This is a genomic window from Serratia sp. H402Y (assembly GCF_051172415.1).
In the GTDB taxonomy this organism is placed as follows: Bacteria; Pseudomonadota; Gammaproteobacteria; order Enterobacterales; family Enterobacteriaceae; genus Serratia; species Serratia ureilytica.
Map to the genome: position 1 here is coordinate 2,520,593 of NZ_JBPIYZ010000001.1, position 20,653 is coordinate 2,541,245.

Genomic DNA, 20,653 nt, shown 5'->3' on the forward strand with positions numbered 1-20,653 from the left:
TACGCGTCACATTTTAATTGTGTGGTTTTTTTCACCGCCCATCGACACGCTCACCGACGCACGGTTGCCAAAATGCTGTGCTAATCTATTGAAGCGTACCAATTTTTCCTGCCGCGCTTCCCCGGCCGTCCACGCGCCGCGCCGAAGACCCGCGCAGTGTCCCTTTGGCGTTTCCTGAGGCGAGGTCATTATGATGTCCGCGATTTATGATTGGTCCGTACTTGCCCTGCGCAATGTTTACGATCGCCGCATCCAGGGCCAGCCGGTGCTTGACAGCGCGGCCCTCTTCCCCGACGCCGAACGCTTTACCGCCCAATGGCGGCAGATCCGCGAAGAGGCGCTGACGGTCGCCCACGATCTGCACAATATCCCGCGCTTCCACGAGATCATGAGCCAGCAGGCGTCCATCTCCGCCAACGACGCGCGCGACTGGCGCATGTTCATCATGAAGGCCTATGGCCAGCCCATCCCCCGCAACCTGGCACGCTGTCCGACGCTGGCGGCGCTGATCGCCTCCTCGCCGGACGTGCTGTCCGCGTCGCTCTCCTTCCTGGCGCCCGGCAAACAGGTGCCGCCCCATCGCGGCCCGTTCCGCGGCATTCTGCGCGGCTATCTGGTGCTGGACATGCCCAAACGCGCCGACGGCGCGCCGGCGGCGGTGCTGAAGGTGGACGGCCGCGAATACCGGCTGCACGAGGGGGAGTTCATGCTGTGGGACGATACCTTCGAGCACGAGGTATGGAACGACAGCCCGCAGGTGCGCACCGTGCTGCTGCTGGATATTCGCCGCCGCGACATGCCCGGCGGGCTGCGGCTGCTCTCCAGCGCCATCATCGCGCTGGTGCGGCTGAACGTGCGCTGGATGCAGCGCCAGTTTTGACTGCGGCGCACAGGCGATTAACCGCCCTGAGAAGCCAGCCACTGGCCGGCGGTAGTGACGGCCATGCCCTGGCGCACATTGAAGGTGTTCGCCTTATCCCAGGCCACGCCGTCGGGTCGGGCGAAAGCCAGCCGGTATTTCGCGCCGACGTCATGCGGATGATTCCGCACCTCCGCCTGCAGCCTCTCTTTGTCCAACAGGACTCTGTTGACCTCCACGCCCCAGTGCGCCTGCATAAGATCGGCAAGCTCACGGTAGGTCAGCGTGTCCCCGGCGATATAGACCACCTGGTTGCGAAACGCGGGCCGATGGAAAAAAATCGCGGCCGTCAGCCGGCCAATGTCCTCGGGAGTGGTCAGCGTCACCGCATACTGCCAATCGCCCAGCGCGCGCACGGTTTTGCGTTCCGCATCCACCACGCCAAAACCCGAGTCAAACAGGTAGCTGGTGAAAATGCCCGTGGAAACAATCACCCACTCCGTTGCGCTCTGCGCGCGCAGCAGGTGACGCACCTCGAGCTGTTCATCCCACACCGGCTGCCCGCTGCCTTTACCGACGACATCGTAGTCCACGCCGAACTGCCACGGGAAGTAGCGCGCCACGCCGGCCTGCAAAACGGCCTGGGTGATCTTTATCTGCGTGCCCGCCCCGCCAACGAAGCCGCTGCAGTTGATTACCGCATCAAAGCCACGCAGCAGCACGCTCAGCGCATCCACCCCGCTTTGCTGCAGATCGCCTTCCACCACGGCGATCCCGAGCCGCGCCAGCTCATCCCGCCGCACCCGGAGCGGGCCGCTCACGGCGCGGGCGGCCTCCGGCCGGAGCAGTACGCTGATTTTTAAAGATGGAGATAACCGAGCCTGCCGGCTCATCGCTCGCAGTACCGGCAGCCCCAGTTCGCCGGCGCCGAGTATGAGCACGGTATTGATGGATGGATTTGTGGATTTCATGCTTGCCTCCTGTCTTGACACTGCATCATCCTGACAGCTGACAAAAACGGGTTCAATTAGGTACACGCGTGATACCGGGGAGGAATATGACGAGCGATCGGGAAGCGCTGCTGCAATTTTCGCAAGCGTTCTGTGAAGCATTGAGCAACGACGATGAAGGATTGAAGCGCGAGATCCTCGCGCATGCGGGCAACCGTTGGTCGCTGGGCGTATTGCATCTCCTGGGCACCCACGGGCCGCTGCGCCACGGCGAACTAGGCCGCCAATTAGCGGGCGTGACGCAGAGAATGCTGACGCGGACGCTGCGCCATCTCGAGCGGGATGGGTTGATATCGCGCTGCGATTATCAGGAAAAACTGCCCCGCGTGGTTTACACCATCACCGAGGCGGGGGAAGAAATGCTGCTCAACATGCTGCCGCTCTGGTCGTGGATTATCTCCTCCGCCGACGCCTTCAGGGCAGCCCGCTCGCAGTACGATGGCCAAGAGCGCGACGCCGAAAAATGAACGCGGGCTTCCCTGCCCGCAGGCGGCTGTCAGCCGCCGCCCAGATACGCCTTTCTCACCTGCGGATCGTTCAACAGTTCTTCCCCGCTGCCGGTGAGGCGGATCTGGCCGTTGACCATCACATAGCCGCGATCGGACAGTTTCAGCGCATGGTTGGCGTTCTGCTCCACCAGAAACAGCGTCATGCCGCTGCGGGTCAGTTCGCGCAGCACCCCGAAGATCTGCCGCACCACGATCGGCGCCAGCCCCAGGCTCGGCTCGTCCAGCAGCAACAGCTTCGGCCGGCTCATCAGCGCGCGGGCGATCGCCAGCATCTGCTGTTCGCCGCCGGACATGGTCATCGCCCGCTGGTTGCGCCGCTCTTTCAGGCGCGGAAACAGCTCGAACATGCGCGGCAAATCCTCTTCCAGGTAGCGATTGCCGACGGTGATGGTGCCCATCAGCAGGTTCTCCTCCACGCTCATGTCCGGAAAGATGCGCCGCCCCTCCGGCGCCTGCGCGATGCCGCTGCTGGCAACAAAGTGCGTGGAGCGGCGGCTGATGTCCTCGCCGCGAAACAGGATCTGCCCGCCGGCGATGCGCGGCTGACCGAAGATCGACATCAACAGCGTGGACTTGCCCGCGCCGTTGGCGCCGATCAGCGCCACCGTCTCCCCGGCGTTCACCTGCAGCGACACCTGGCGCAGCGCCTGGATCGGCCCGTAAAACACATCGACCTCGCGAAATTCCAACATCGCTTCGCTCATCCCGCCAGCTCCTCTTCGTCCGCGCCCAGGTAAGCGGCGATCACCGCCTCGTTGTGCTGAATCTCCTGCGGCGTGCCGCGGGCGATCACATCGCCGTGATCGAGCACGATCACCCGATCGGAGATCTCCATTACCATGCCCATGTCATGCTCGATCAGCAGCACCGTGATGCCGTGATGCTGGCGCAGGAAGCGGATGATGCGGCTCAGCGCGGCCGTCTCCACCGGGTTCAGCCCGGCGGCCGGTTCGTCGAGGCAGATCATCTCCGGCGCGGTGCACATGGCGCGCGCGATCTCCAGCCGCCGCTGCTGGCCGTAGGACATCTCCCCCGCCAGCCGGTTGGCGCAGTCCGCCAGATCCACCACCTCCAGCCAGTAGAAGGCGTGATCGAGCGCGGCGCTTTCCGCCCGGCGGTAGCCCGGCGTATTCAGCACCCCGGCGATCAGATTGCGGTTGCTCTGCATATGCTGCGCCACCAGCAGGTTTTCCACCACCGACATTTCGCGGAACAGGCGGATATTCTGGAAGGTGCGCGCCAGCCCGGCGCGGTTGACCAGGTGGGTGCCGCCGAACATCTTGTAATAGAGGCGTGAACCGAGCCGCTTCGGGCGTATCCAGTCGCCGGCGCGGAACTTCTGCCCCAGCACCTGGATCACATCGGTCGGCCGCTTGTGGGTATTGAGCAGGATCGCGCCGCCGGTGGCGCGATAGAAACCGGTCAGGCAGTTGAACACCGTGGTTTTGCCGGCGCCGTTGGGGCCGATCAGGGCGGTGATGGAACCGCGCTCCACCTCCAGATTGACGTCGTTCAGCGCCTTGATGCCGCCAAAGCGCATCATCAGGTGTTCCACCCGCAAAATGGCGTCGCTCATGGCGCCACCCCCTTGCGTTCCGCAAAGCTGGCGCGGCTGATGCGCACCAGCCCGCGCGGCCGCCAGATCATCATCGCCACCATCAGCACGCCAAACAGCAGCACCCGGTATTCAGCGAAGCTGCGCAGCAGCTCCGGCGCCACCGTCAGCACAAAGGCCGCCAGCACCACGCCGAGGGTGGAGCCCATGCCGCCCAGCACCACGATCGCCAGGATCAGGGCCGACTCGAAGAAGGTGAACGAGGTCGGGTTGACGAACCCCTGATAAGTGGCGAAAAACACCCCCGCCAGCCCGGCGGTGGAAGCGCCCAGCATAAACGCCGACAGCTTCACCAGCACGTGGTTCAGCCCGAGGGAGCGGCAGGCGATCTCGTCCTCGCGCAGCGCCTCCCAGGCGCGGCCGATCGGCATGCGCGTCAGCCGGTGCTTGATGTACAGCACCAGCAGCACCACCAAAAACAGCATCGCGTAGATGAAGATGAACTTGAGGTTGGGATTGTAATCGATGCCGAGAAACTCGTGGATCGGCACCCCGCCGTCTTTAGCGCGCCGGCCGAACTCCAGGCCGAACACCGTCGGCGCCGGCACCGAAATGCCGTTCGGCCCGCCGGTGAGCGACATCCAGTTGTTCAGCACCAGCCGGATGATCTCGCCGAACCCGAGCGTGACGATGGCGAGATAGTCGCCGTGCATGCGCAGCACCGGAAAGCCCAGCAGCGCGCCTGCCAACGCCGCCATCAGCGCCCCGAGCGGCAGCATCGCCCAAAAACCGAGCCCGAGATACTGGTAGCCCAACGCCAGCCCGTAGGCGCCGATGGCGTAAAACGCCACGTACCCCAGATCGAGCAGCCCCGCCAACCCGACCACAATGTTCAGCCCCAGTCCGAGCAGCACGTAGATCAGGCCGAGGATCGCCACCGTCAGCAGGTATTTGGTGGCGACGAACGGGAACAGCAGCGCGATCGCCGCCATCAGCGGCAGGAACCAGCGCAGATTGGATTTATAGCCCAGCGGACGCACGTACACGCCGTCGTTGCCGCCGTCGAAGCGCGCCAGCACCTTGCGGCCCGGCGCGGTTTGCAGGAACAGGCTCAGCAGCAGCCGCCCAGCCATCACCGCGACGATGATCCACACCAGCCGGTGCGGCTCGAAGTTAAAGCTGTAGCCGTTCAGCACGATGCCGACGATCGGCCCGAACACGATCAGGGCGATCAGCCCGGCCAAAACGGCATCCAGCAGGCTGCGTTTGACGTTCAGCCCGCCGTTGATTGCGGATTGCGACATGGCGTTCTCCTTAAACCTTGGCGACCAGCGGCCGGCCGAGCAGGCCCTGCGGGCGGAAGATCAGGATCGCCACCAGCAACCCGAAGGAGAACACGTCCTTGTAATCCGAATTCACCATGCCGGCGAACTGCGCCTCCGCCACGCCGAGCAGCAGCCCGCCCAGCATCGCGCCCGGCAGCGAGCCGATGCCGCCCAACACCGCGGCGGTGAAGGCCTTGATGCCGATGATAAAGCCGACGTAAAAATCGAAGGTGCCGTAGTTCATGGTGATCAGCACCCCGGCCAGCCCGGCCATGGCGGCGCCGATCACGAACACCAGCGAGATCACCCGATCGGTATTGATGCCGAGAATCGAGGCCATTTTGCGATCCTGCTGGGTGGCGCGGCAGATGCGCCCCAGCCGGGTGCGCTGAATGATGTAGGTGAGGATCGCCATGCCGAGCAGCGACGCCACCAGAATGAACACCTTGGTGTAGGTGATCTGCACCACGCCGCCGTCGAATTCCAGGCGGAACACGCCGCTCAGCAGCGTCGGGATGCCCTGCTGACGCGGCCCTTGGCTGATCTGCGCATAGTTTTGCAGGATTAACGACATGCCGATGGCGGAGATCAGCGGCGCCAGGCGGGTGGAGTTGCGCAGCGGCCTGTAGGCGATACGCTCGATCACCCAGCCGTACACCCCGGTGATGACGATGGTGAATACCAGCGTGCCGAGGATCAGCAGCGGGAACGATTGCAGCCCGAAGAACGACAGCAGCGCCAGACCGATGGCGCACAGGTAGGCGGAGATCATGTACACCTCGCCGTGGGCGAAGTTGATCATGCCGATGATGCCGTAAACCATGGTGTAGCCGATGGCGATCAGGCCATACACCGCGCCGAGGGTCAGGCCGTTGATCAGCTGTTGCAGAAAGAATACATCCATAATGAGCAGTCTCGCCTGGTAAGGCCGCCAACGCAGTCCGACGCGGCCCAAAGGTAGTCGCGGAACGGGCGCGCCAAGGCGGCGGCCCGTCGGTCATAGGGTCACACCCTCAATGTTCGGCCGTTTACAGTTGGTGATATTTGCCCTTGTCATCCCATTGATAGACCACGTAATCCGAGACCTTCAGATCGCCCTTCTGATCCCAGGCTTTTTTACCCATCACGGTGTCAACATCGTGCGACTTCAGCCATTCGGCGGCCTTGGCGCTGTCTTTGCCGCCGGTGGCGTTGAAGGCGGCGGCGATCGCCTGGATCGAAGCGTAGGAGTAAAGGGTGTACCCTTCCGGCTCAAAGCCGCTGGCGCGGAACTTGGCGATCACCGCCTTGCCTTCCGCGATCTGGCGCGGATCGTTGCCGAAGGTCATCAGCACGCCGTTGGTGTACTGCGGCCCGCCGGCGGCGGTCACCAGCTCTTCGGTCACCACGCAGTCGCCGGAGAAGAACTTGGCGGTCACGCCCTGCTCGCGCATCTGGCGCACCAGCGGCCCGGCTTCGGGATGGCAGCCGCCGAAGTAGACCACGTCCGGCTTGACCGAAGCGATCTTGGTCACCAGGGCGTTGAAGTCTTTCTCGCCGCGCGACAGCCCCTCATACAGCACCTCTTTAACCCCGCGCTTGTTCATCGCCGCCTTGGCGGCGTCCGCCAGCCCCTGGCCGTAGGTGTCTTTATCGTGGATCACCGCGATGCGTTTGGCCTTCAGGGTATCCAGCATGTAGTTGGTGGCGATCACCCCCTGCTGATCGTCGCGCCCGCACATGCGGAACATGGTCTTCATGCCGCGCTCGGTGATCTGCGGGTTGGTGGAGCCGGGGGTAATGGCGATGATGCCGGCCTCGTCATACACCTCGGAGGCGGGCATGGTGGATGAGGAACAGAAGTGGCCGACCACCGCCGACACCTTGTCCTGATCCACCAGCCGGTTAGCAACCGCGACCGCCTGTTTCGGTTCGCAGGCGTCATCCCCCTGCACCAGTTTGATTTTTTCCCCTTTGATCCCGCCGGCGGCGTTGATGTCCGCCGCCGCCTGCGAAGCCCCGCGCCAATACTGATCGCCATAGGTGGCGTTCGGCCCGGAGAACGGCCCGGCGACGCCGATGACGATATCGGCCTGCGCGGAAAACGCCGTACCTAAACAACCGATGAGCAAAGCAGCGAGCGGACTTTTTATCAATTTCGATGACATTGTTATCTTCCTCAGCACTGTTGTAGCGAAACGCCCTGGGGCGCGGATCAGTCACTTTATGTGTAGACGGGGAAAATAATTTTCTTGAGAGCGCAGTCGCATTCCCCAAAAATGGGTAAGCAAAAATCCAGCCATTGTGACGACGAATACATATTGTTTGCTTATTCATCCTACATATCAGTTACGGCGCGGCGTGTGGCGGCGTTAACCAGGGTCTGGCCAATACGGTTAGCGCGAGTGGAAGTATGGGTGGGAGAACGGCCCTGCACCATCGCCGTGCAAAGGCGTGTGCAAGCGGCGTCAAAACGATTTGGGATGCAAAAATCAACGCATAGCGATGGAAAATGCCGAAAAACAGCGCAAGGTGCTCATTCCCTCAGCAAACGCGCTTTTTTTGCAGTTTAGCGCTTTGACAAACCCCGGATGCCCCGCTATTATTCGCCCCGTTCCAACGATTCCTCTGTAGTTCAGTCGGTAGAACGGCGGACTGTTAATCCGTATGTCACTGGTTCGAGTCCAGTCAGAGGAGCCATATTTAGAGAAGCCCGCTTAAGGAAACTTAAGCGGGCTTTTTGCGTTGCGTGGCACGATCCAACTCATCCTATCGTTATTTATCTATTAATTTTCGCCCTTATTTTATTTCAGTAGCGAAGCGCTCCTCATCAACACCGCGCCATATTGGACAGAAATCCTTATTCAAGCTAGATGTATATTATACCGTCACGAACTGGTCGGCGACGCTCTGAACACCCAGTGTCTCAGCAAAATATTAAATAAAAAAATCAGTTATCTAAATAACTACGTGCTGAAATACGCTGGGTAGACTCCCGCCTCCCTCTCTCGTTTTGGTCGTCAATGCTGTCGACAACGCTACTGTCGGGGGTACGTTCATGAAAGGCTATGCGGAACTTGAGATCGTGTTTCAGCGGAATTCACTCGATGAATTTCAAGCCAGTTTTCGCCAGCGCTTTGACGAAAGCGAAAATATTACCCCTTTCATCCCGTTGGCATTAAACATCCACGATCCGACATTTTACTCCCGCAACCCGCAAAGAATGGGCCGGTTATTATCGGAATCACTGTTTATGCAGCCCGCACTGCGTGATGCATTCACGTCCGCACGGGCATTTTCCGACCATCAACAAAGCCCGCTAAAAATACGCCTGCTTATCGATTCAAATGCATCCATATTACACAGCCTCCCTTGGGAAACGATGGTTGATCCCACCGATACGGCCACACATCTCTTACGCAGCAATCAGTGCGTTTTTTCGCGCTATCTGGCGGCCCGAACTTACCGCCTCCCAATGTTGCGCCCTAAACAAGGCATTAAGGCACTATTAGCCATCGCCAATCCTCAGGACCTGTCGGAAACCTTCCCGCCCATCAACGTTCCTCATGAGCAGGAGCTCGCTGAAAATGCGCTGCGTCATGTTCCGTTAACCACGCTCACGCGGCGCGGAAGCGCGACGCTCCAGGCGATTATCGAAGGCATAGAAGAGGGAGCCGACATTCTCTATCTCATGTGTCACGGCATTGTCGGGCAGCAAGGCGCCGTGTTGTGGTTGGAGGATGAGACCGGGAATGCCGCCAGCGTCACCGGCGAAGATTTCGCCGCGCGTTTGGGCGCGCTGGAGAGAATTCCCAGCTTGGTCGTCCTATGCTCCTGCCAAAGCGCCGGTGCCGGCAATCCCGCACGCGACGCGCTGGTCGCTCTGGGCCCCCTGTTAGCCAAAGAGGGCGTGCCGGCGGTATTGGCGATGCAGGGCAAGCTTTCGATGTCTGCGGCAACGCAATTTATCCCGGAGTTTTTCAGACAGCTGGCGGAGCATGGCGAAGTCGATCGCGCTACCGCCAGTGCGCGGGCAAAAATCATGGACTCACCGGACTGGTGGATCCCGGTCGTTTTTACCCGGTTGAATAATGCACGTATTTGGTATCCACCCGGATTCGGTGTTTCCGACGAAAATAAGGATCCCTGGGCTCTGATCGTCGACAATATTACCAGCCAAGACAGCACTCCTATCCTCGGCCCGAGCATGAACGAAGCGCTGTTCGGCTCGCGGCGTGAACTGGCACGTGAATGGGGGGAAATCTACCACTATCCGTTAGGTGGGCACGACGTGGCGGGTCTGCCGCAGATTGCACAATATCTTGCCGTGATGCGGCAAGACAAATACCCCCGTCAGGAATTTTACAAGTACGTCTATGAGCGAATTCTTGAGAAATATCCTGACGATGTGCCGGACCGGCTAAAAGGTTTAGATCAAATGGAGATCTACACATCACTAGGAGAACTGGTTTCAGTGGTGGGGCAAAAAATCCGCGCCCGTACCCCTCTTGATCCGCTGCGGATCTTGGCCGGCTATAAACTCCCGGTTTACATCACCACCGATCCCAGCGATCTACTGGTCGATGCCCTCAAAGAACAGGGCGCGACGCCGACAGTCCGCCTGCTGAGGTGGAATATACACGCTGAAATTTGCGATGCCAATTATGTCAGCCGAGCCCCCGCCAGCCCGGCGGACGAAGGCACTGCGACCCATCCGATCGTGTTCAAGCTCTTCGGGGATTTATCCACGCCAAAATCGCTGGTGTTAACCGAAGATCATTTTTTTGACTACCTGACCAAAGTCTCTTCCGCCCAAGACGCCATTCCCCTTTACGTGCGCGCCAGGCTGAACAGCAGCGCGCTGCTGTTTGTCGGCCTGCAGGCTGAATCCTGGGAGTTTCGGGTACTGTTTCGCAGCCTTTTACTGTTGGAAGGCCATGACCTGCGCAAAAATATCGAACATTTCTCTGTACAAATTGATCCAAACAGCATTCTTGATCCCGGCAGCGCACGCCGCTATATCGAAAAATACCTGCAGACGAAGGCCCAATGGCGTCTGTACTGGGGAGACGTTACCACCTTTATGGCGGAATTAAATGCCCGTACGCAGGAGGACTCATGAAGGCTCCTTACGTAGGCCCCAGCCCTTTTAGCGCCGAACAAACACTCTTCGGTCGCGACGCGGACATTAAGCAACTGCAATGGCGCTTAATCTCGGATCGGATAATCGTGCTGTACTCCCCTTCCGGAGCGGGTAAAACCTCGCTTTTGATGGCAAAGAACGGCCTTTTATCCACACTGACAACGCTGTTCCATGTTTTACCCGTGCAGCGCATCGCGCAGGCCGATGATACCGATCCGGTCACCTCCCTCTTGCAGCGCCTGGACCAAGATAGTTTTGGCTCGATTCGTCCCAATGATACGCTTCTTACCTACTTCAACCGTATCACTCTGCCTGAATCTGATCCGCCGAAGCGTCTTCTGTTGGTGCTCGATCAATTTGAGGAAGTGTTAACCGGTAATGTCCCCTACGAGCAACAAAAAGTCTTTTTCCAGCAGTTGAAAGAACTGCTGTCAAACGACGAAAAAACCATCTGGCTCCTCATCAGCATGCGAGAAGAATACTTCTCCTGGCTTGATGATTTCCGAGATGATATTCCCACCCGCCTTAACAACACCTACCGTTTAAACCTGTTGTCGGTCGAGCAAGCCGTCGCCGCCATCAAGGGGCCGGCAGAAGCCATGGGCGTCGCTTTTCCAGTGCAAGACGGAACAGATGCGGCGCAGTTGCTGGTCAGCGAATTGATTAAAGCGCCGGAAGGCGCACGCCCGAGTAAGACCGTGGAACCGGTACAGCTGCAGGTTATCTGTACGGATCTGTGGAACACCTTAAGCCAAACCGAGCGGCAGGTCTGTGAGGTTCGCGTCGCCGACGTGGCGGGATATAACCCGGACAATGCCTTACTGGATTACTGCACCAAGACGCTCAATCTGGCGGCGCAAGATCCCCATCGATTCAGAACGTTGGGAGATTGGATAGACCGGTATCTGCTGACGTTAAGTGGGCGCCGCTCAGCCGTGATTTTCAGCCCGCAAAGCACGGACGGGCCATCACTTAAAGAAATTCAAAAGCTCGAGGAGCACCATCTCATCCGTCGTCAAAGCCGTGAAGACGACATGTGGTATGAATTGGCGCACGATCGTTTAGCCGGCCCCGTACGCCGCAGCATAGAAGAGTGGCGCAACAACAATCTGAAAGAATGGCAAAAACAGGCGCGGATATGGCATATGGACGGCGAAAAACCAGATTACTTTCGCGCCCTGCCATACCGTACCCAACGAAAAATGAGGCCGGCGGAAAGCGATGCTCCTGATTCAAAAGTCGAGGCGCGATTCCTCGCGGCGTATGCGTCGTATCGCCGCAGGACACGGCAGCTTTTTTGCGCTTCGGGTTTAGTCATCGCCGTTTTGGCGATAATTATTGGTTTCTTTGTTGACAAAAGCGCCGATGAACAACAGAAAACCAAGCTCGCGTTGAATTATCTCGCCATTCAAACCGGTATTCTTTCCATTCTCAACGATCACCCCAACCCAGGTTTGGAAGCCTTAGCCACCGCGGCCGGCGCGCAGTTACGGTTACCAGCCAACTCAAACAATCTGTTGACGTTCAATTTTCAAATGTTGCTCGGCGACTATCTCGGCCGCTATAGACAACTTGAGCGCATTGATACTCTCGGCGATGGCAAAACCACAGTAGTACGAATCCGCGAGAACGAATGCATTAGCGCCAAGATCGGCCGTGACCGTTTCTCGATAAAAACCTGCGGTGCGAACAGCGAATTCATCCCCCCCGAAGAGGTGCAACAGGTGCATCCCTCGGGAATTAACACCTTAACATTAGTCACACCTAAACTATTGGCGACTGGAGATGGCGATGGGACGATCCGTATCTGGGGTCTGGCGACAAGAAAAACCGTGGGAGGCCCGCTACATCTGCCCGATAGTGACAACACTAAGCATGTAAGCAACAAGGTGCGTGCCATCACGGCAGCTGGCGACAGGCTTTATGCCGGATATCAAGACGGTACGCTGGCCGTGTGGAAAATATCCGGAGCCGAATTTGAATTATTGTCACAACAATTCGATAAGAAAACCAACTCCGTGATGGCCACCGCCGTCGCCCCCCAAAATGCTCTGGATAACGTCGCCATCGCCACAAGCAGGGCAGTCAAATGGCAGACGTTTAGCCAAGGTAAACCGCAACAGTCCATCCCATTGGCGGCCATCGCGCCAGAGACCGAGTACAGCAAAACTTTTTACAGTATCGACATCAGCCCCGATGGACGATTTATCGCAGCCGGCAGCAGGGATGGCTACATTTATATCTGGGACACTTCACGCCTTTCTCCGACCAAGAATAACGTCGAAAAGGATGTTTCGCCGCGAGCCGACGCCCCCTTGCCAAAATCGTCGTTCTTTTACTGGCCAACGATTATCAACGCTCATCAGCAAACCGTCGCGCAACTCAAGTATCTGAAAAATGGCGACCTCTTGTCATTAAGCTGGGATGGGAGCCTCAAGCTGTGGCTGTTTTCGGCCAATAATGCCGCCGCTCCCACCAACCGCACCCTTTTGCAATTTCCGCGGCAGTTGGTCAGCGTCGCGACCGAGCCTGATGAGCAAACCGCCTATGTCACCAGTGAAGCCGGCGACATACTCAAAGTCAATTTGCGCGTTGACAGACATCCTTTAGGGCAATTTTTGCTTAGTCCTCAAGCTCCCGCGCTGTTTGTCGACAGTAAAGCAAACCGTCAGCTATTCACCGTACAGGCGACAGGGCTGACGCAATATCGGTTGGATGCCAATACCGGCCAACCATCGGTCATTCGGCAGTTGCCGGTATCGAACGTCGTCGCTCTCGCGTGGTCCCCCTCAGCCACGACGCTCTTTGCTGCGCAACAGCAAGGCGTTGAGGTGTTTCGCAATGTGCTGATTTCACCTTCCCAAGGCGAGCCGCTGGCGTGCCTGCTGCAACCGCCAGGCCGCCGCATCGCCGCCATTCGCGTCAATGATGCCGGCACCCTGCTGGCGGTTACCCTCGTCGGCAAGAACGGGCGAGAGCTCGCCAATAAACTGTATCGCCTCACCGCGTCAGCCCCCCATGGATTCACCTGCAAAGAAATTAAAACTCAGCGCAACGTCTACTTTCCATTGCCCTGGTTCAAACCCAACAGCGACGAAATCATGACCATAAATGACAAGAATGAAATCGTCTCATGGCGATTCAACGCTCAGTCACGTGAAGAACTTGAGATAGTCAAAACCCGCGTCATTCAGGTTGCGAGCGAACGTTCTGAATCCAGCAATATGCGTGCGCCGATCGAAACACTGGCGTTCGATTCTTCAGGCCAAACGATGCTGCTGGGCGACTTCTCGGGCAAGATATATTCCGCAACGATGAACGGGGAGGACTGGTCGTTCACACAGAAGAAAAATGATTCATTTTTTATCCCCCATCTATTGGCCGTCGCGGGTGATGGCAACACCGTCGCCATGGCTGACAACAAGGGGCAGTTGTCCGTGTTCATCGCAGGTTCAGCCATGCACATCGCACAAGACTTCCACACGACGCCAATCACCGCCCTCGCCCTTTCTCAGGATGGAGAATGGCTGGTTTCTTCATCAAGCGCCGGCACAGCCATTTGGGATCTGCGCATGAAAAGCTGGATAAAACAGGCTTGTAAATGGGCGAACCGCCCGACATTCCAGCCTGGAGACATCGACAAATACTTCCACTATGCGTCCATTAATGACCCGTGTCCCGACAATCCATCGAAATGACTTTTTAGGAGGTTGTATGCCATACCGCACGATCCCGACAACGGATACAAACTATTTCATGATTGTCACCGATAAAAACGGCGCGGAACTAGATAACGATCCCGATGCACCTAACGGCAAACTGAGCGAGTTGATGCTGTCATCCCTGGTGGACAATGGCATTACCGACGTGTTCATTCGCTGCCACGGCTGGCATCAGGATAAGGCCAAAGCCTTCGCTCAATTTGACAGTTGGATCGGCGCTTTTGCCTCGCTGGATGAAGATCGTCGGCATATGCAGCAACAAATCCCCTCGTTTCAAGAAATGCACATTGGCTTTCACTGGCCCAGTCTGGCATGGGGGGATGAAAAAGAGGCCTCAGACACCAGTTTCTCCCCTGCTAACACTCAGACATTGAGAGAAAGGATCGACTTCCATATCGAGGCGCTCGGCGGCACACCGGAAGTTCGGGCGGCGCTGTATAAAATCTTTGATGAAGTACGCACAGACTCCGCGTCAATGACGTTATCCGACACCTTGCGTGCGGCCTATTTAGAGCTCAATGCCGCACTGGATTTGGGTGCCAACGGCGCACCGGGTGAAGGCTCCGCCGATCGTCTGCCTTTCGATCCCGATCAAACCGTGGCTGAAGCCGTCAATAATGTGGCCTTCGGTAATGATGTCGGCGACAACCCGTTACTTGCGCCTCTGCGGCAATTAACTTTTTGGACGATGAAGAAAAGAGCCAAAGACGTCGGCGAAAGAGGGCTGCATCCTCTGCTGCGCGCTATGCAGCAAGCCTCACCCGCCGTACGCATCCATCTGATGGGACACAGTTTCGGTTGCATAGTCGCCAGCGCGGCCATTGCGGGCCCTGCTGGCGCTACGCCGTTGCCATTCCCGATAAACTCTTGCGTATTGGTCCAAGGCGCCATGTCTATCTGGTCCTTTACCTCATCACTCCCTACATCACATGAAACGGCAGGATTCTTCAATAACATCCTGATGGAAAAGAAAATCAGCGGGCCTTTAGTGGCTACGCGCTCGGACAGCGACATGGCCGTCGGCAAACTTTATCCCTGGGCTGCAGGGGTGGCTGGCCAGGTCGCCTACATGTTTCCTCCGCTCTATGCCGCAATTGGCGCGTTGGGCATTTGTGGCATACCCACCGCTCACAATATTACCCTATTGCCAGCCGCCGGCACCTATGCCTTCGTTCCGGCTCACATTTATAACGTGAACAGCAGCAATTTTATTTGCCATGGCAACGGCATCTCCGGCTCGCACAGCGATATTGCCGGCCCCGAAGTGGCCCATCTGCTCTGGCAAGCGGCGCTCAAAACGGCGAACGCATCATGATTGACGAAGAACAGATGCCGCTACTGGCTTTCGGCATTCACGCTGACACGGGGTTGCCATTGGAAACCGGGGGCATGGATCAGCACGAGCAGCATCAGTCTGCAGCTGAATCACTGCTCGGACAAACCGTCGGCGCGGCATTTCCCGACAGAGCGCATTTGGGTTTGCAATTCGGTTTCGATGCCGACCAACTGTCCGAAAGTGGTTGGGGGCTCCTCTTCGCCGCGAATATGGACTCGGCACCTCATTTGGCCGCACTGGCCCCTCTGGTTGAATTGCGACGGCAGCAGGCCGCCGGCACATTCCGCATCTTCGCCGGTCCGGACGGTTACCGACAGGGCGAAAGCGCCAGCGGCTGGCTTAATCGTCATGGTTCCTCATTAGATATGATTAATCCCGATCTCGGCATGCCTTATTATCTTGTCCTGATCGGTTCGCCAGAGGCCATTCCGTTTGAATTTCAATATGCGCTGGATCTCGTCGCCGGGGTTGGGCGATTGGATTTCCCCACACTTGAAGAATTTACCGCCTATGCAGACAGCATCGTGGCCCATGAAACAGATGCCTCTCGCAAAACAGCTCGGCGTATTGAACTGTTCGCTACCCGCCATGATTTCGATCGCGCCACCCAGCTGTTCATCAAGCATGTCGCCACCCCCTTTGGCGCTGGCACAGGTTCACTCGGGCCGTTGGGTGAAAAGTATCGCTTTGCGTTAAACAGTTCATTAAGCGAGCAAGCGACCAAAGCCTGCCTGAGTCACCTGCTCAGTGCCCCACATAACCCGCCTTCGCTGCTGATCACGGGCACGCACGGCATGGCCTTTCAGGCCGATGACCCTCGACTGGCGGACCATCAAGGGGCATTGGTGTGTCAGGATTGGCCCGCTTATGGCGATATTACCCATGAACACTGGTTTGCCGCACAAGATATTCCAGAGCATGCCAACGTTCATGGCATGATCCATTTGTTTTTTGCCTGCTATGGCGCCGGTACGCCGGCGTTCGATAACTTTCACTCTAAAGCGGATCGCGTCCGCATTGCACCACATGCGATGACGGCCCGCCTGCCGCAAAAGCTCATGACACTTCCCCAGGGAGGCATTCTGGCTTCTCTGGGACATATTGATCGGGTGTGGGCATCCAGCTTCGTTTCTGAAATCGGTATGGCGCAGCCCCAACGATTTCGTGACGTCATCCATCGCTTGCTTGCCGGCCAACGCGTCGGTATGGCCACCGACGCTTTCAACGGGCAGTGGGGGGTGCTAAGCACCAGGCTGTTGGAAAAACTGAATAACAAACTGAATGGACAAACCGTCCCCGCCGCTGACTTGCTGGCATTGCAAATCGCGCGCGATGATATCCGTAATTATGTCGTATTGGGCGATCCCGCGGTTAGGTTGAAGCCAGAGTAGGATGATGTGAGCGGGTAAATATCACCATCCCCAGCCGGGACAACCCTCTGGCCCAGAAACCGTTACTGCCTGATCACTACCTTCTCTCCCCGCCGCCCCTTTATGAACCCTGTCACAAAAAGCGCATAACGTTTTCGGCGTTCTGCGCAGCGGGCGATGAGCGACAAACTTGTTAACGCCACGTTACATCGGGTTAGGCAACATTGTTAACGCCAATTGATGCGTCAAACGCATCGCGCCATGAGTTTATTGCGCTTATTTACTTTATTTTCCTGAGCGAGTCTTCAGCAACAGGCGCGGCGTCAAGCGCCAATAACAAACTGGAGATAAAGATGCATTCCTCTACCTCACCCATGACCACCCGGGCCAGAACCGGCGCGATACTGCGCGTCACCTCCGGCAACTTTTTAGAGCAGTTCGATTTTTTCCTGTTCGGCTTTTACGCTACCTACATCGCACACACCTTTTTCCCAGCCAGCAGCGAGTTCGCCTCGCTGATGATGACCTTCGCGGTATTCGGCGCAGGTTTTCTGATGCGCCCGATCGGCGCCATCGTGCTGGGCGCTTACATCGATAAAGTCGGCCGCCGCAAAGGGTTGATCGTGACCCTGTCGATCATGGCCGCGGGCACCTTCCTGATCGTGCTTATCCCCTCTTACCAAAGCATCGGGCTTTGGGCGCCGCTGCTGGTGCTGTGCGGGCGTCTGTTGCAAGGCTTCTCGGCGGGCGCGGAGCTGGGCGGCGTGTCCGTCTATCTGGCCGAAATCGCCACGCCGGGCCGTAAAGGCTTCTACACCAGCTGGCAGTCCGGCAGCCAGCAGGTGGCTATCATGGTGGCGGCGGCCATGGGCTTCGCGCTCAATGCGGCGCTGGAAGAAAGCGCCATTCGCGAATGGGGCTGGCGCCTGCCTTTCCTGTTCGGCTGCCTGATCGTTCCCTTCATCTTCTTCCTGCGCCGCAAGCTGGAAGAGACGCAGGAATTTACCGCTCGCCGTCACCATCTGGCGATGCGCGACGTGTTTAAAACCCTGCTGAAGAACTGGCCGGTAGTGATCGCCGGCATGCTGATGGTCGCCATGACCACCACCGCGTTTTACCTGATCACCGTCTATGCGCCGACCTTCGGCAAAAAGGTGCTGCTGCTCAGCGCTTCCGACAGCTTGCTGGTCACCCTGCTGGTGGCGATCTCCAACTTCATCTGGCTGCCCATCGGCGGCGCGCTGTCGGACCGTTTCGGCCGCAAACCGGTGCTGGTCGCCATGACGTTGCTGACGTTGGCCACCGCCTACCCGGCGCTGAGCCTGCTCGCCGCCGCCCCCAGCTTCAGCATGATGCTGGCCGTGCTGCTGTGGCTGTCCTTCATTTACGGCCTCTACAACGGCGCCATGATCCCGGCCTTGACGGAGATCATGCCAACGGAAGTGCGGGTGGCCGGGTTCTCGCTGGCCTACAGCCTGGCGACGGCGGTGTTCGGCGGCTTTACGCCGGTAGTCTCCACCGCGTTGATCGAATACACCGGCGACAAGGCTTCACCGGGCTACTGGATGAGCTTCGCCGCGCTGTGCGCCCTGCTGGCGACGCTGTATATGTATCGCCGCATCGCCATGCCGCTGCAAACCGCGCGCTAAGCCGCCATCTCAAAAGGAATGATGCCATGCAAAAACTCACTCGTTCGATCCTCGCCGCGCTGGTGTGCGCCTCCTGCAGTACGGCGGCGCTGGCCAAAGACGTGACCGTCATGATCTCCGGCGGCTTCAAAGCCGCGCTGGAGAAGCTGGCCCCGGAATATGAAGCCCAAAGCGGCGACAAAATCATTCTGGTGTCCGGCCCCTCGATGGGCAAAACGCCGCAGGCGATCCCCGCGCGGCTGGCGCGCGGAGAGCAAGCCGATGTGCTGATCATGGTGGGCGACGCGCTCACCCAACTGGAAAAAGAGCGCTGGACCCAGCCGGGTTCGCGCGTGGAGCTGGCCGACTCGCCGATCGGCATGGTGGTCAAACAGGGCGCGCCCAAACCGGTGATAAAAACGGATGCCGACCTGCGCAATGTCTTGCTGCAGGCGGACTCTTTCGCCTATTCCGACAGCGCCAGCGGCCGCTATGTCAGCGGCCAACTGTTCAAAAAGCTGGGCATCGAGGAACAGGTGAAAGGGAAAGCGCATAAGGTTGAGCGCATCCCGGTGGCCTCTGAAGTGGCGCAGGGGAAATACGCGCTGGGCTTCCAGCAGGTCAGCGAATTGCTGCCCGTGGCGGGCGTGACCTTTATCGGCGAGCTGCCTGAAAACGTGCAGTACATCACCCGCTTCGCGGGCGCGGTAACCGCCAGGGCGGAGCACCGCCGCGAAGGCAAAGCGCTGCTGGACTTCCTCGCCTCCTCTCAGGCGCAGCCGACCATTCGCGCGACCGGCATGCGAACCGTACCGGCGCCGCAGCCGGTCAGGCAGAGTGATACTGTTCAGTAATCAGCTTTTCCAGCTCGGCGGCGACGAAAGACTGCATGCGGCCGCCGCGTCTAATGAGGCCTACGGTGCGTTTCACCACCGGATCGACCAGCGGCACCGACGTCAACACCGAGTGCTCTGAAGCGGGCATCGACATGGCGGGCACGGCGGCAATGCCGATGCCCGCCTCAACCATGCCCAGCATGGTCGTCACATGGCGAGTTTCACACACGCTGGGGCGTTCCGGCACGAGGTGTTCCAGGCGCTGATCGAGCAGATTGCGATTGCCGGAGGTTTTATCCAGCGACACGTAATCCTGCTGATAAAACTCCCGCCAGGTGAGGCTCTTTTTACCGGCGAGCGGATGGTCGCGCCGGCAGGCGGCCACGTAGACGTCCCCCACCAACGGCACAAACTCAAGATTAGGCTGCAGCCGCCCGGCGAAACAGATGCCGAAATCGGCCTGGCCGCCAGTGACCGCCTCGATGACATTGCCTGCGCTGCCGTCGATCAGTTTAACGCGCACGCGCGGATAGCGAAGCCGGAAACGGCGTATCACGTCGGGCATGAAATAGTAGGCCGCCGACGGCACCGTGGCGACGGTGACCAGCCCCACCCGCTCCTGGCTGACCTTATCGATATCAGCCATCACCGCTTCGACGTTCATCAGCAGCTGCTCCGAACGTTCGGCGAAGGCCTGCCCGTACAGCGTCAAGGTCACGCGCCGGGTGGTGCGATCGAACAGTTTGATGCCCAGCGCGTTTTCCAGCTTCTCAATCCTGCGGCTCAATGCCGACTGCGACAGGCAGATGGACTCTGCGGCCAGCCGAAAATTGCCGTACTCCACCAGCGCGCGAAACGCATAAAGATCGTTGAGATCAAAATTCACGGGCATAACGGCAACCTATCCTTACCATGGCGCCAAAGGCGTAAAGCAACGATAATAGCCGCTTATTTAGCCGCAGCAACCGGTTTAACGCCGGAGCGCGCCTCGCCGTTATCCTCCCAGCAGCACCGTCCCCCAAATAATGATGGTCATTATCACCGCCACCAGCTGCGCTGCGCCGCCCAGATCTTTGGCGCGTTTGGATAACGGATGCAACGCCAGCGAAATGCGATCGACCACGGTTTCAATCGCCGTATTAAGCAGCTCAACCACCAGCAGCAGGAAACTGCAGGCGATTAATAACAGCCGCTCCATTTTTGTAATATCCAGAGTAAATGTAACAACCAGTAAAATGGCGTTAATAACCAATAATTCACGAAACGCATTTTCGGTCAGCGCGGCGTCAATAAAGCCGGCCCAGGAGTTCCTTATGCTGTAGGTTAATCGGCTTATTCCCTTTTTCTTTTCCACAGGCATGCATTCTGCTCTCTTCAGCAT

The 20,653-nt window shown here is 58.4% G+C and carries 16 protein-coding genes and 1 tRNA gene; 9 read left to right on the forward strand and 8 right to left on the reverse strand.

Annotated elements, in window-relative coordinates; all coding sequences use genetic code 11:
• Positions 1 to 193: 193 nt before the first annotated feature.
• Positions 194 to 880: an aspartyl/asparaginyl beta-hydroxylase domain-containing protein gene (locus ACSBQS_RS12230; protein WP_028127723.1), complete on the forward strand. Its 687-nt coding sequence runs from the start codon at positions 194 to 196 to the stop codon at positions 878 to 880.
• A gap of 17 nt (positions 881 to 897) precedes the next feature.
• Here the strand turns inward: ACSBQS_RS12230 and ACSBQS_RS12235 are convergent, their stop codons facing one another.
• On the reverse strand, positions 898 to 1,830 hold the full coding sequence (locus ACSBQS_RS12235) for an aromatic alcohol reductase (RefSeq protein WP_103100968.1): 933 nt from the start codon (positions 1,828 to 1,830) through the stop codon (positions 898 to 900).
• 86 nt (positions 1,831 to 1,916) lie between these two features.
• Between ACSBQS_RS12235 and ACSBQS_RS12240 the strand changes: the two genes are divergently transcribed.
• Positions 1,917 to 2,336 (forward strand): winged helix-turn-helix transcriptional regulator, encoded by a 420-nt coding sequence (locus ACSBQS_RS12240; protein WP_033651871.1) that lies wholly within the window; start codon positions 1,917 to 1,919, stop codon positions 2,334 to 2,336.
• A gap of 29 nt (positions 2,337 to 2,365) precedes the next feature.
• Here ACSBQS_RS12240 and ACSBQS_RS12245 read toward each other — a convergent pair whose 3' ends face one another.
• The 5 genes from ACSBQS_RS12245 to ACSBQS_RS12265 all read right to left on the reverse strand — a co-directional run bounded on the left by ACSBQS_RS12245 (position 2,366) and on the right by ACSBQS_RS12265 (position 7,405).
• Positions 2,366 to 3,082, reverse strand: a complete 717-nt coding sequence (locus ACSBQS_RS12245) for an ABC transporter ATP-binding protein (RefSeq protein WP_033651872.1) — start codon at positions 3,080 to 3,082, stop codon at positions 2,366 to 2,368.
• Positions 3,079 to 3,954 (reverse strand): ABC transporter ATP-binding protein, encoded by an 876-nt coding sequence (locus ACSBQS_RS12250; protein ID WP_033643750.1) that lies wholly within the window; start codon positions 3,952 to 3,954, stop codon positions 3,079 to 3,081. The genes ACSBQS_RS12245 and ACSBQS_RS12250 overlap by 4 nt, the downstream gene beginning before the upstream one ends.
• Positions 3,951 to 5,237 (reverse strand): high-affinity branched-chain amino acid ABC transporter permease LivM, encoded by a 1,287-nt coding sequence (gene livM, locus ACSBQS_RS12255; RefSeq protein WP_042785016.1) that lies wholly within the window; start codon positions 5,235 to 5,237, stop codon positions 3,951 to 3,953. The genes ACSBQS_RS12250 and livM overlap by 4 nt, the downstream gene beginning before the upstream one ends.
• A gap of 10 nt (positions 5,238 to 5,247) precedes the next feature.
• Positions 5,248 to 6,162 carry an ABC transporter permease subunit gene (locus ACSBQS_RS12260; RefSeq protein WP_033643752.1) on the reverse strand — a complete coding sequence of 305 codons (915 nt, stop codon included), beginning with the start codon at positions 6,160 to 6,162 and terminating at the stop codon, positions 5,248 to 5,250.
• Between the two features lie 124 nt (positions 6,163 to 6,286).
• Positions 6,287 to 7,405: a branched-chain amino acid ABC transporter substrate-binding protein gene (locus tag ACSBQS_RS12265; RefSeq protein WP_016927040.1), complete on the reverse strand. Its 1,119-nt coding sequence runs from the start codon at positions 7,403 to 7,405 to the stop codon at positions 6,287 to 6,289.
• Positions 7,406 to 7,861: 456 nt separating this feature from the next.
• Between ACSBQS_RS12265 and ACSBQS_RS12270 the strand changes: the two genes are divergently transcribed.
• From ACSBQS_RS12270 to ACSBQS_RS12300, 7 genes are all read left to right on the forward strand, one after another.
• Positions 7,862 to 7,937, forward strand: a tRNA-Asn gene (locus tag ACSBQS_RS12270).
• Positions 7,938 to 8,295: 358 nt separating this feature from the next.
• Positions 8,296 to 10,359 carry a CHAT domain-containing protein gene (locus ACSBQS_RS12275; protein ID WP_197749459.1) on the forward strand — a complete coding sequence of 688 codons (2,064 nt, stop codon included), beginning with the start codon at positions 8,296 to 8,298 and terminating at the stop codon, positions 10,357 to 10,359.
• Positions 10,356 to 14,078, forward strand: a complete 3,723-nt coding sequence (locus ACSBQS_RS12280) for an nSTAND1 domain-containing NTPase (RefSeq protein WP_434990635.1) — start codon at positions 10,356 to 10,358, stop codon at positions 14,076 to 14,078. The genes ACSBQS_RS12275 and ACSBQS_RS12280 overlap by 4 nt, the downstream gene beginning before the upstream one ends.
• Before the next feature lie 16 nt (positions 14,079 to 14,094).
• Positions 14,095 to 15,417, forward strand: a complete 1,323-nt coding sequence (locus tag ACSBQS_RS12285) for a hypothetical protein (protein WP_116286346.1) — start codon at positions 14,095 to 14,097, stop codon at positions 15,415 to 15,417.
• Complete coding sequence (locus tag ACSBQS_RS12290; RefSeq protein ID WP_197665988.1) at positions 15,414 to 16,829, forward strand: C25 family cysteine peptidase; 1,416 nt, start codon at positions 15,414 to 15,416, stop codon at positions 16,827 to 16,829. Before ACSBQS_RS12285 ends, ACSBQS_RS12290 begins: the two co-directional genes overlap by 4 nt.
• 332 nt (positions 16,830 to 17,161) lie before the next feature.
• Positions 17,162 to 18,457 carry an MFS transporter gene (locus ACSBQS_RS12295; RefSeq protein WP_033643756.1) on the forward strand — a complete coding sequence of 432 codons (1,296 nt, stop codon included), beginning with the start codon at positions 17,162 to 17,164 and terminating at the stop codon, positions 18,455 to 18,457.
• A 26-nt stretch (positions 18,458 to 18,483) separates the two neighbouring features.
• Positions 18,484 to 19,290 carry a substrate-binding domain-containing protein gene (locus ACSBQS_RS12300; RefSeq protein WP_197749458.1) on the forward strand — a complete coding sequence of 269 codons (807 nt, stop codon included), beginning with the start codon at positions 18,484 to 18,486 and terminating at the stop codon, positions 19,288 to 19,290.
• Here ACSBQS_RS12300 and ACSBQS_RS12305 read toward each other — a convergent pair.
• Together ACSBQS_RS12305 and ACSBQS_RS12310 are read right to left on the reverse strand one after the other, a co-directional pair.
• Complete coding sequence (locus tag ACSBQS_RS12305) at positions 19,265 to 20,164, reverse strand: LysR family transcriptional regulator (RefSeq protein WP_046896395.1); 900 nt, start codon at positions 20,162 to 20,164, stop codon at positions 19,265 to 19,267. The genes ACSBQS_RS12300 and ACSBQS_RS12305 overlap by 26 nt on opposite strands.
• A 102-nt stretch (positions 20,165 to 20,266) precedes the next feature.
• Positions 20,267 to 20,632, reverse strand: a complete 366-nt coding sequence (locus ACSBQS_RS12310; RefSeq protein ID WP_033643759.1) for a diacylglycerol kinase — start codon at positions 20,630 to 20,632, stop codon at positions 20,267 to 20,269.
• Positions 20,633 to 20,653 lie beyond the last annotated feature (21 nt).

What these genes read in the sequence shown, in the direction of transcription:
- ACSBQS_RS12265 (WP_016927040.1), bottom strand. Translation starts at nt 7,405, where the DNA reads ATGTCATCGAAATTGATAAAAAGTCCGCTCGCTGCTTTGCTCATCGGT.
- livM (WP_042785016.1), bottom strand. Translation starts at nt 5,237, where the DNA reads ATGTCGCAATCCGCAATCAACGGCGGGCTGAACGTCAAACGCAGCCTG.
- ACSBQS_RS12295 (WP_033643756.1), top strand. Translation starts at nt 17,162, where the DNA reads ATGCATTCCTCTACCTCACCCATGACCACCCGGGCCAGAACCGGCGCG.
- ACSBQS_RS12280 (WP_434990635.1), top strand. Translation starts at nt 10,356, where the DNA reads ATGAAGGCTCCTTACGTAGGCCCCAGCCCTTTTAGCGCCGAACAAACA.
- ACSBQS_RS12300 (WP_197749458.1), top strand. Translation starts at nt 18,484, where the DNA reads ATGCAAAAACTCACTCGTTCGATCCTCGCCGCGCTGGTGTGCGCCTCC.
- ACSBQS_RS12260 (WP_033643752.1), bottom strand. Translation starts at nt 6,162, where the DNA reads ATGGATGTATTCTTTCTGCAACAGCTGATCAACGGCCTGACCCTCGGC.
- ACSBQS_RS12305 (WP_046896395.1), bottom strand. Translation starts at nt 20,164, where the DNA reads ATGCCCGTGAATTTTGATCTCAACGATCTTTATGCGTTTCGCGCGCTG.
- ACSBQS_RS12290 (WP_197665988.1), top strand. Translation starts at nt 15,414, where the DNA reads ATGATTGACGAAGAACAGATGCCGCTACTGGCTTTCGGCATTCACGCT.
- ACSBQS_RS12230 (WP_028127723.1), top strand. Translation starts at nt 194, where the DNA reads ATGTCCGCGATTTATGATTGGTCCGTACTTGCCCTGCGCAATGTTTAC.
- ACSBQS_RS12310 (WP_033643759.1), bottom strand. Translation starts at nt 20,632, where the DNA reads ATGCCTGTGGAAAAGAAAAAGGGAATAAGCCGATTAACCTACAGCATA.
- ACSBQS_RS12235 (WP_103100968.1), bottom strand. Translation starts at nt 1,830, where the DNA reads ATGAAATCCACAAATCCATCCATCAATACCGTGCTCATACTCGGCGCC.
- ACSBQS_RS12240 (WP_033651871.1), top strand. Translation starts at nt 1,917, where the DNA reads ATGACGAGCGATCGGGAAGCGCTGCTGCAATTTTCGCAAGCGTTCTGT.
- ACSBQS_RS12250 (WP_033643750.1), bottom strand. Translation starts at nt 3,954, where the DNA reads ATGAGCGACGCCATTTTGCGGGTGGAACACCTGATGATGCGCTTTGGC.
- ACSBQS_RS12245 (WP_033651872.1), bottom strand. Translation starts at nt 3,082, where the DNA reads ATGAGCGAAGCGATGTTGGAATTTCGCGAGGTCGATGTGTTTTACGGG.
- ACSBQS_RS12285 (WP_116286346.1), top strand. Translation starts at nt 14,095, where the DNA reads ATGCCATACCGCACGATCCCGACAACGGATACAAACTATTTCATGATT.
- ACSBQS_RS12275 (WP_197749459.1), top strand. Translation starts at nt 8,296, where the DNA reads ATGAAAGGCTATGCGGAACTTGAGATCGTGTTTCAGCGGAATTCACTC.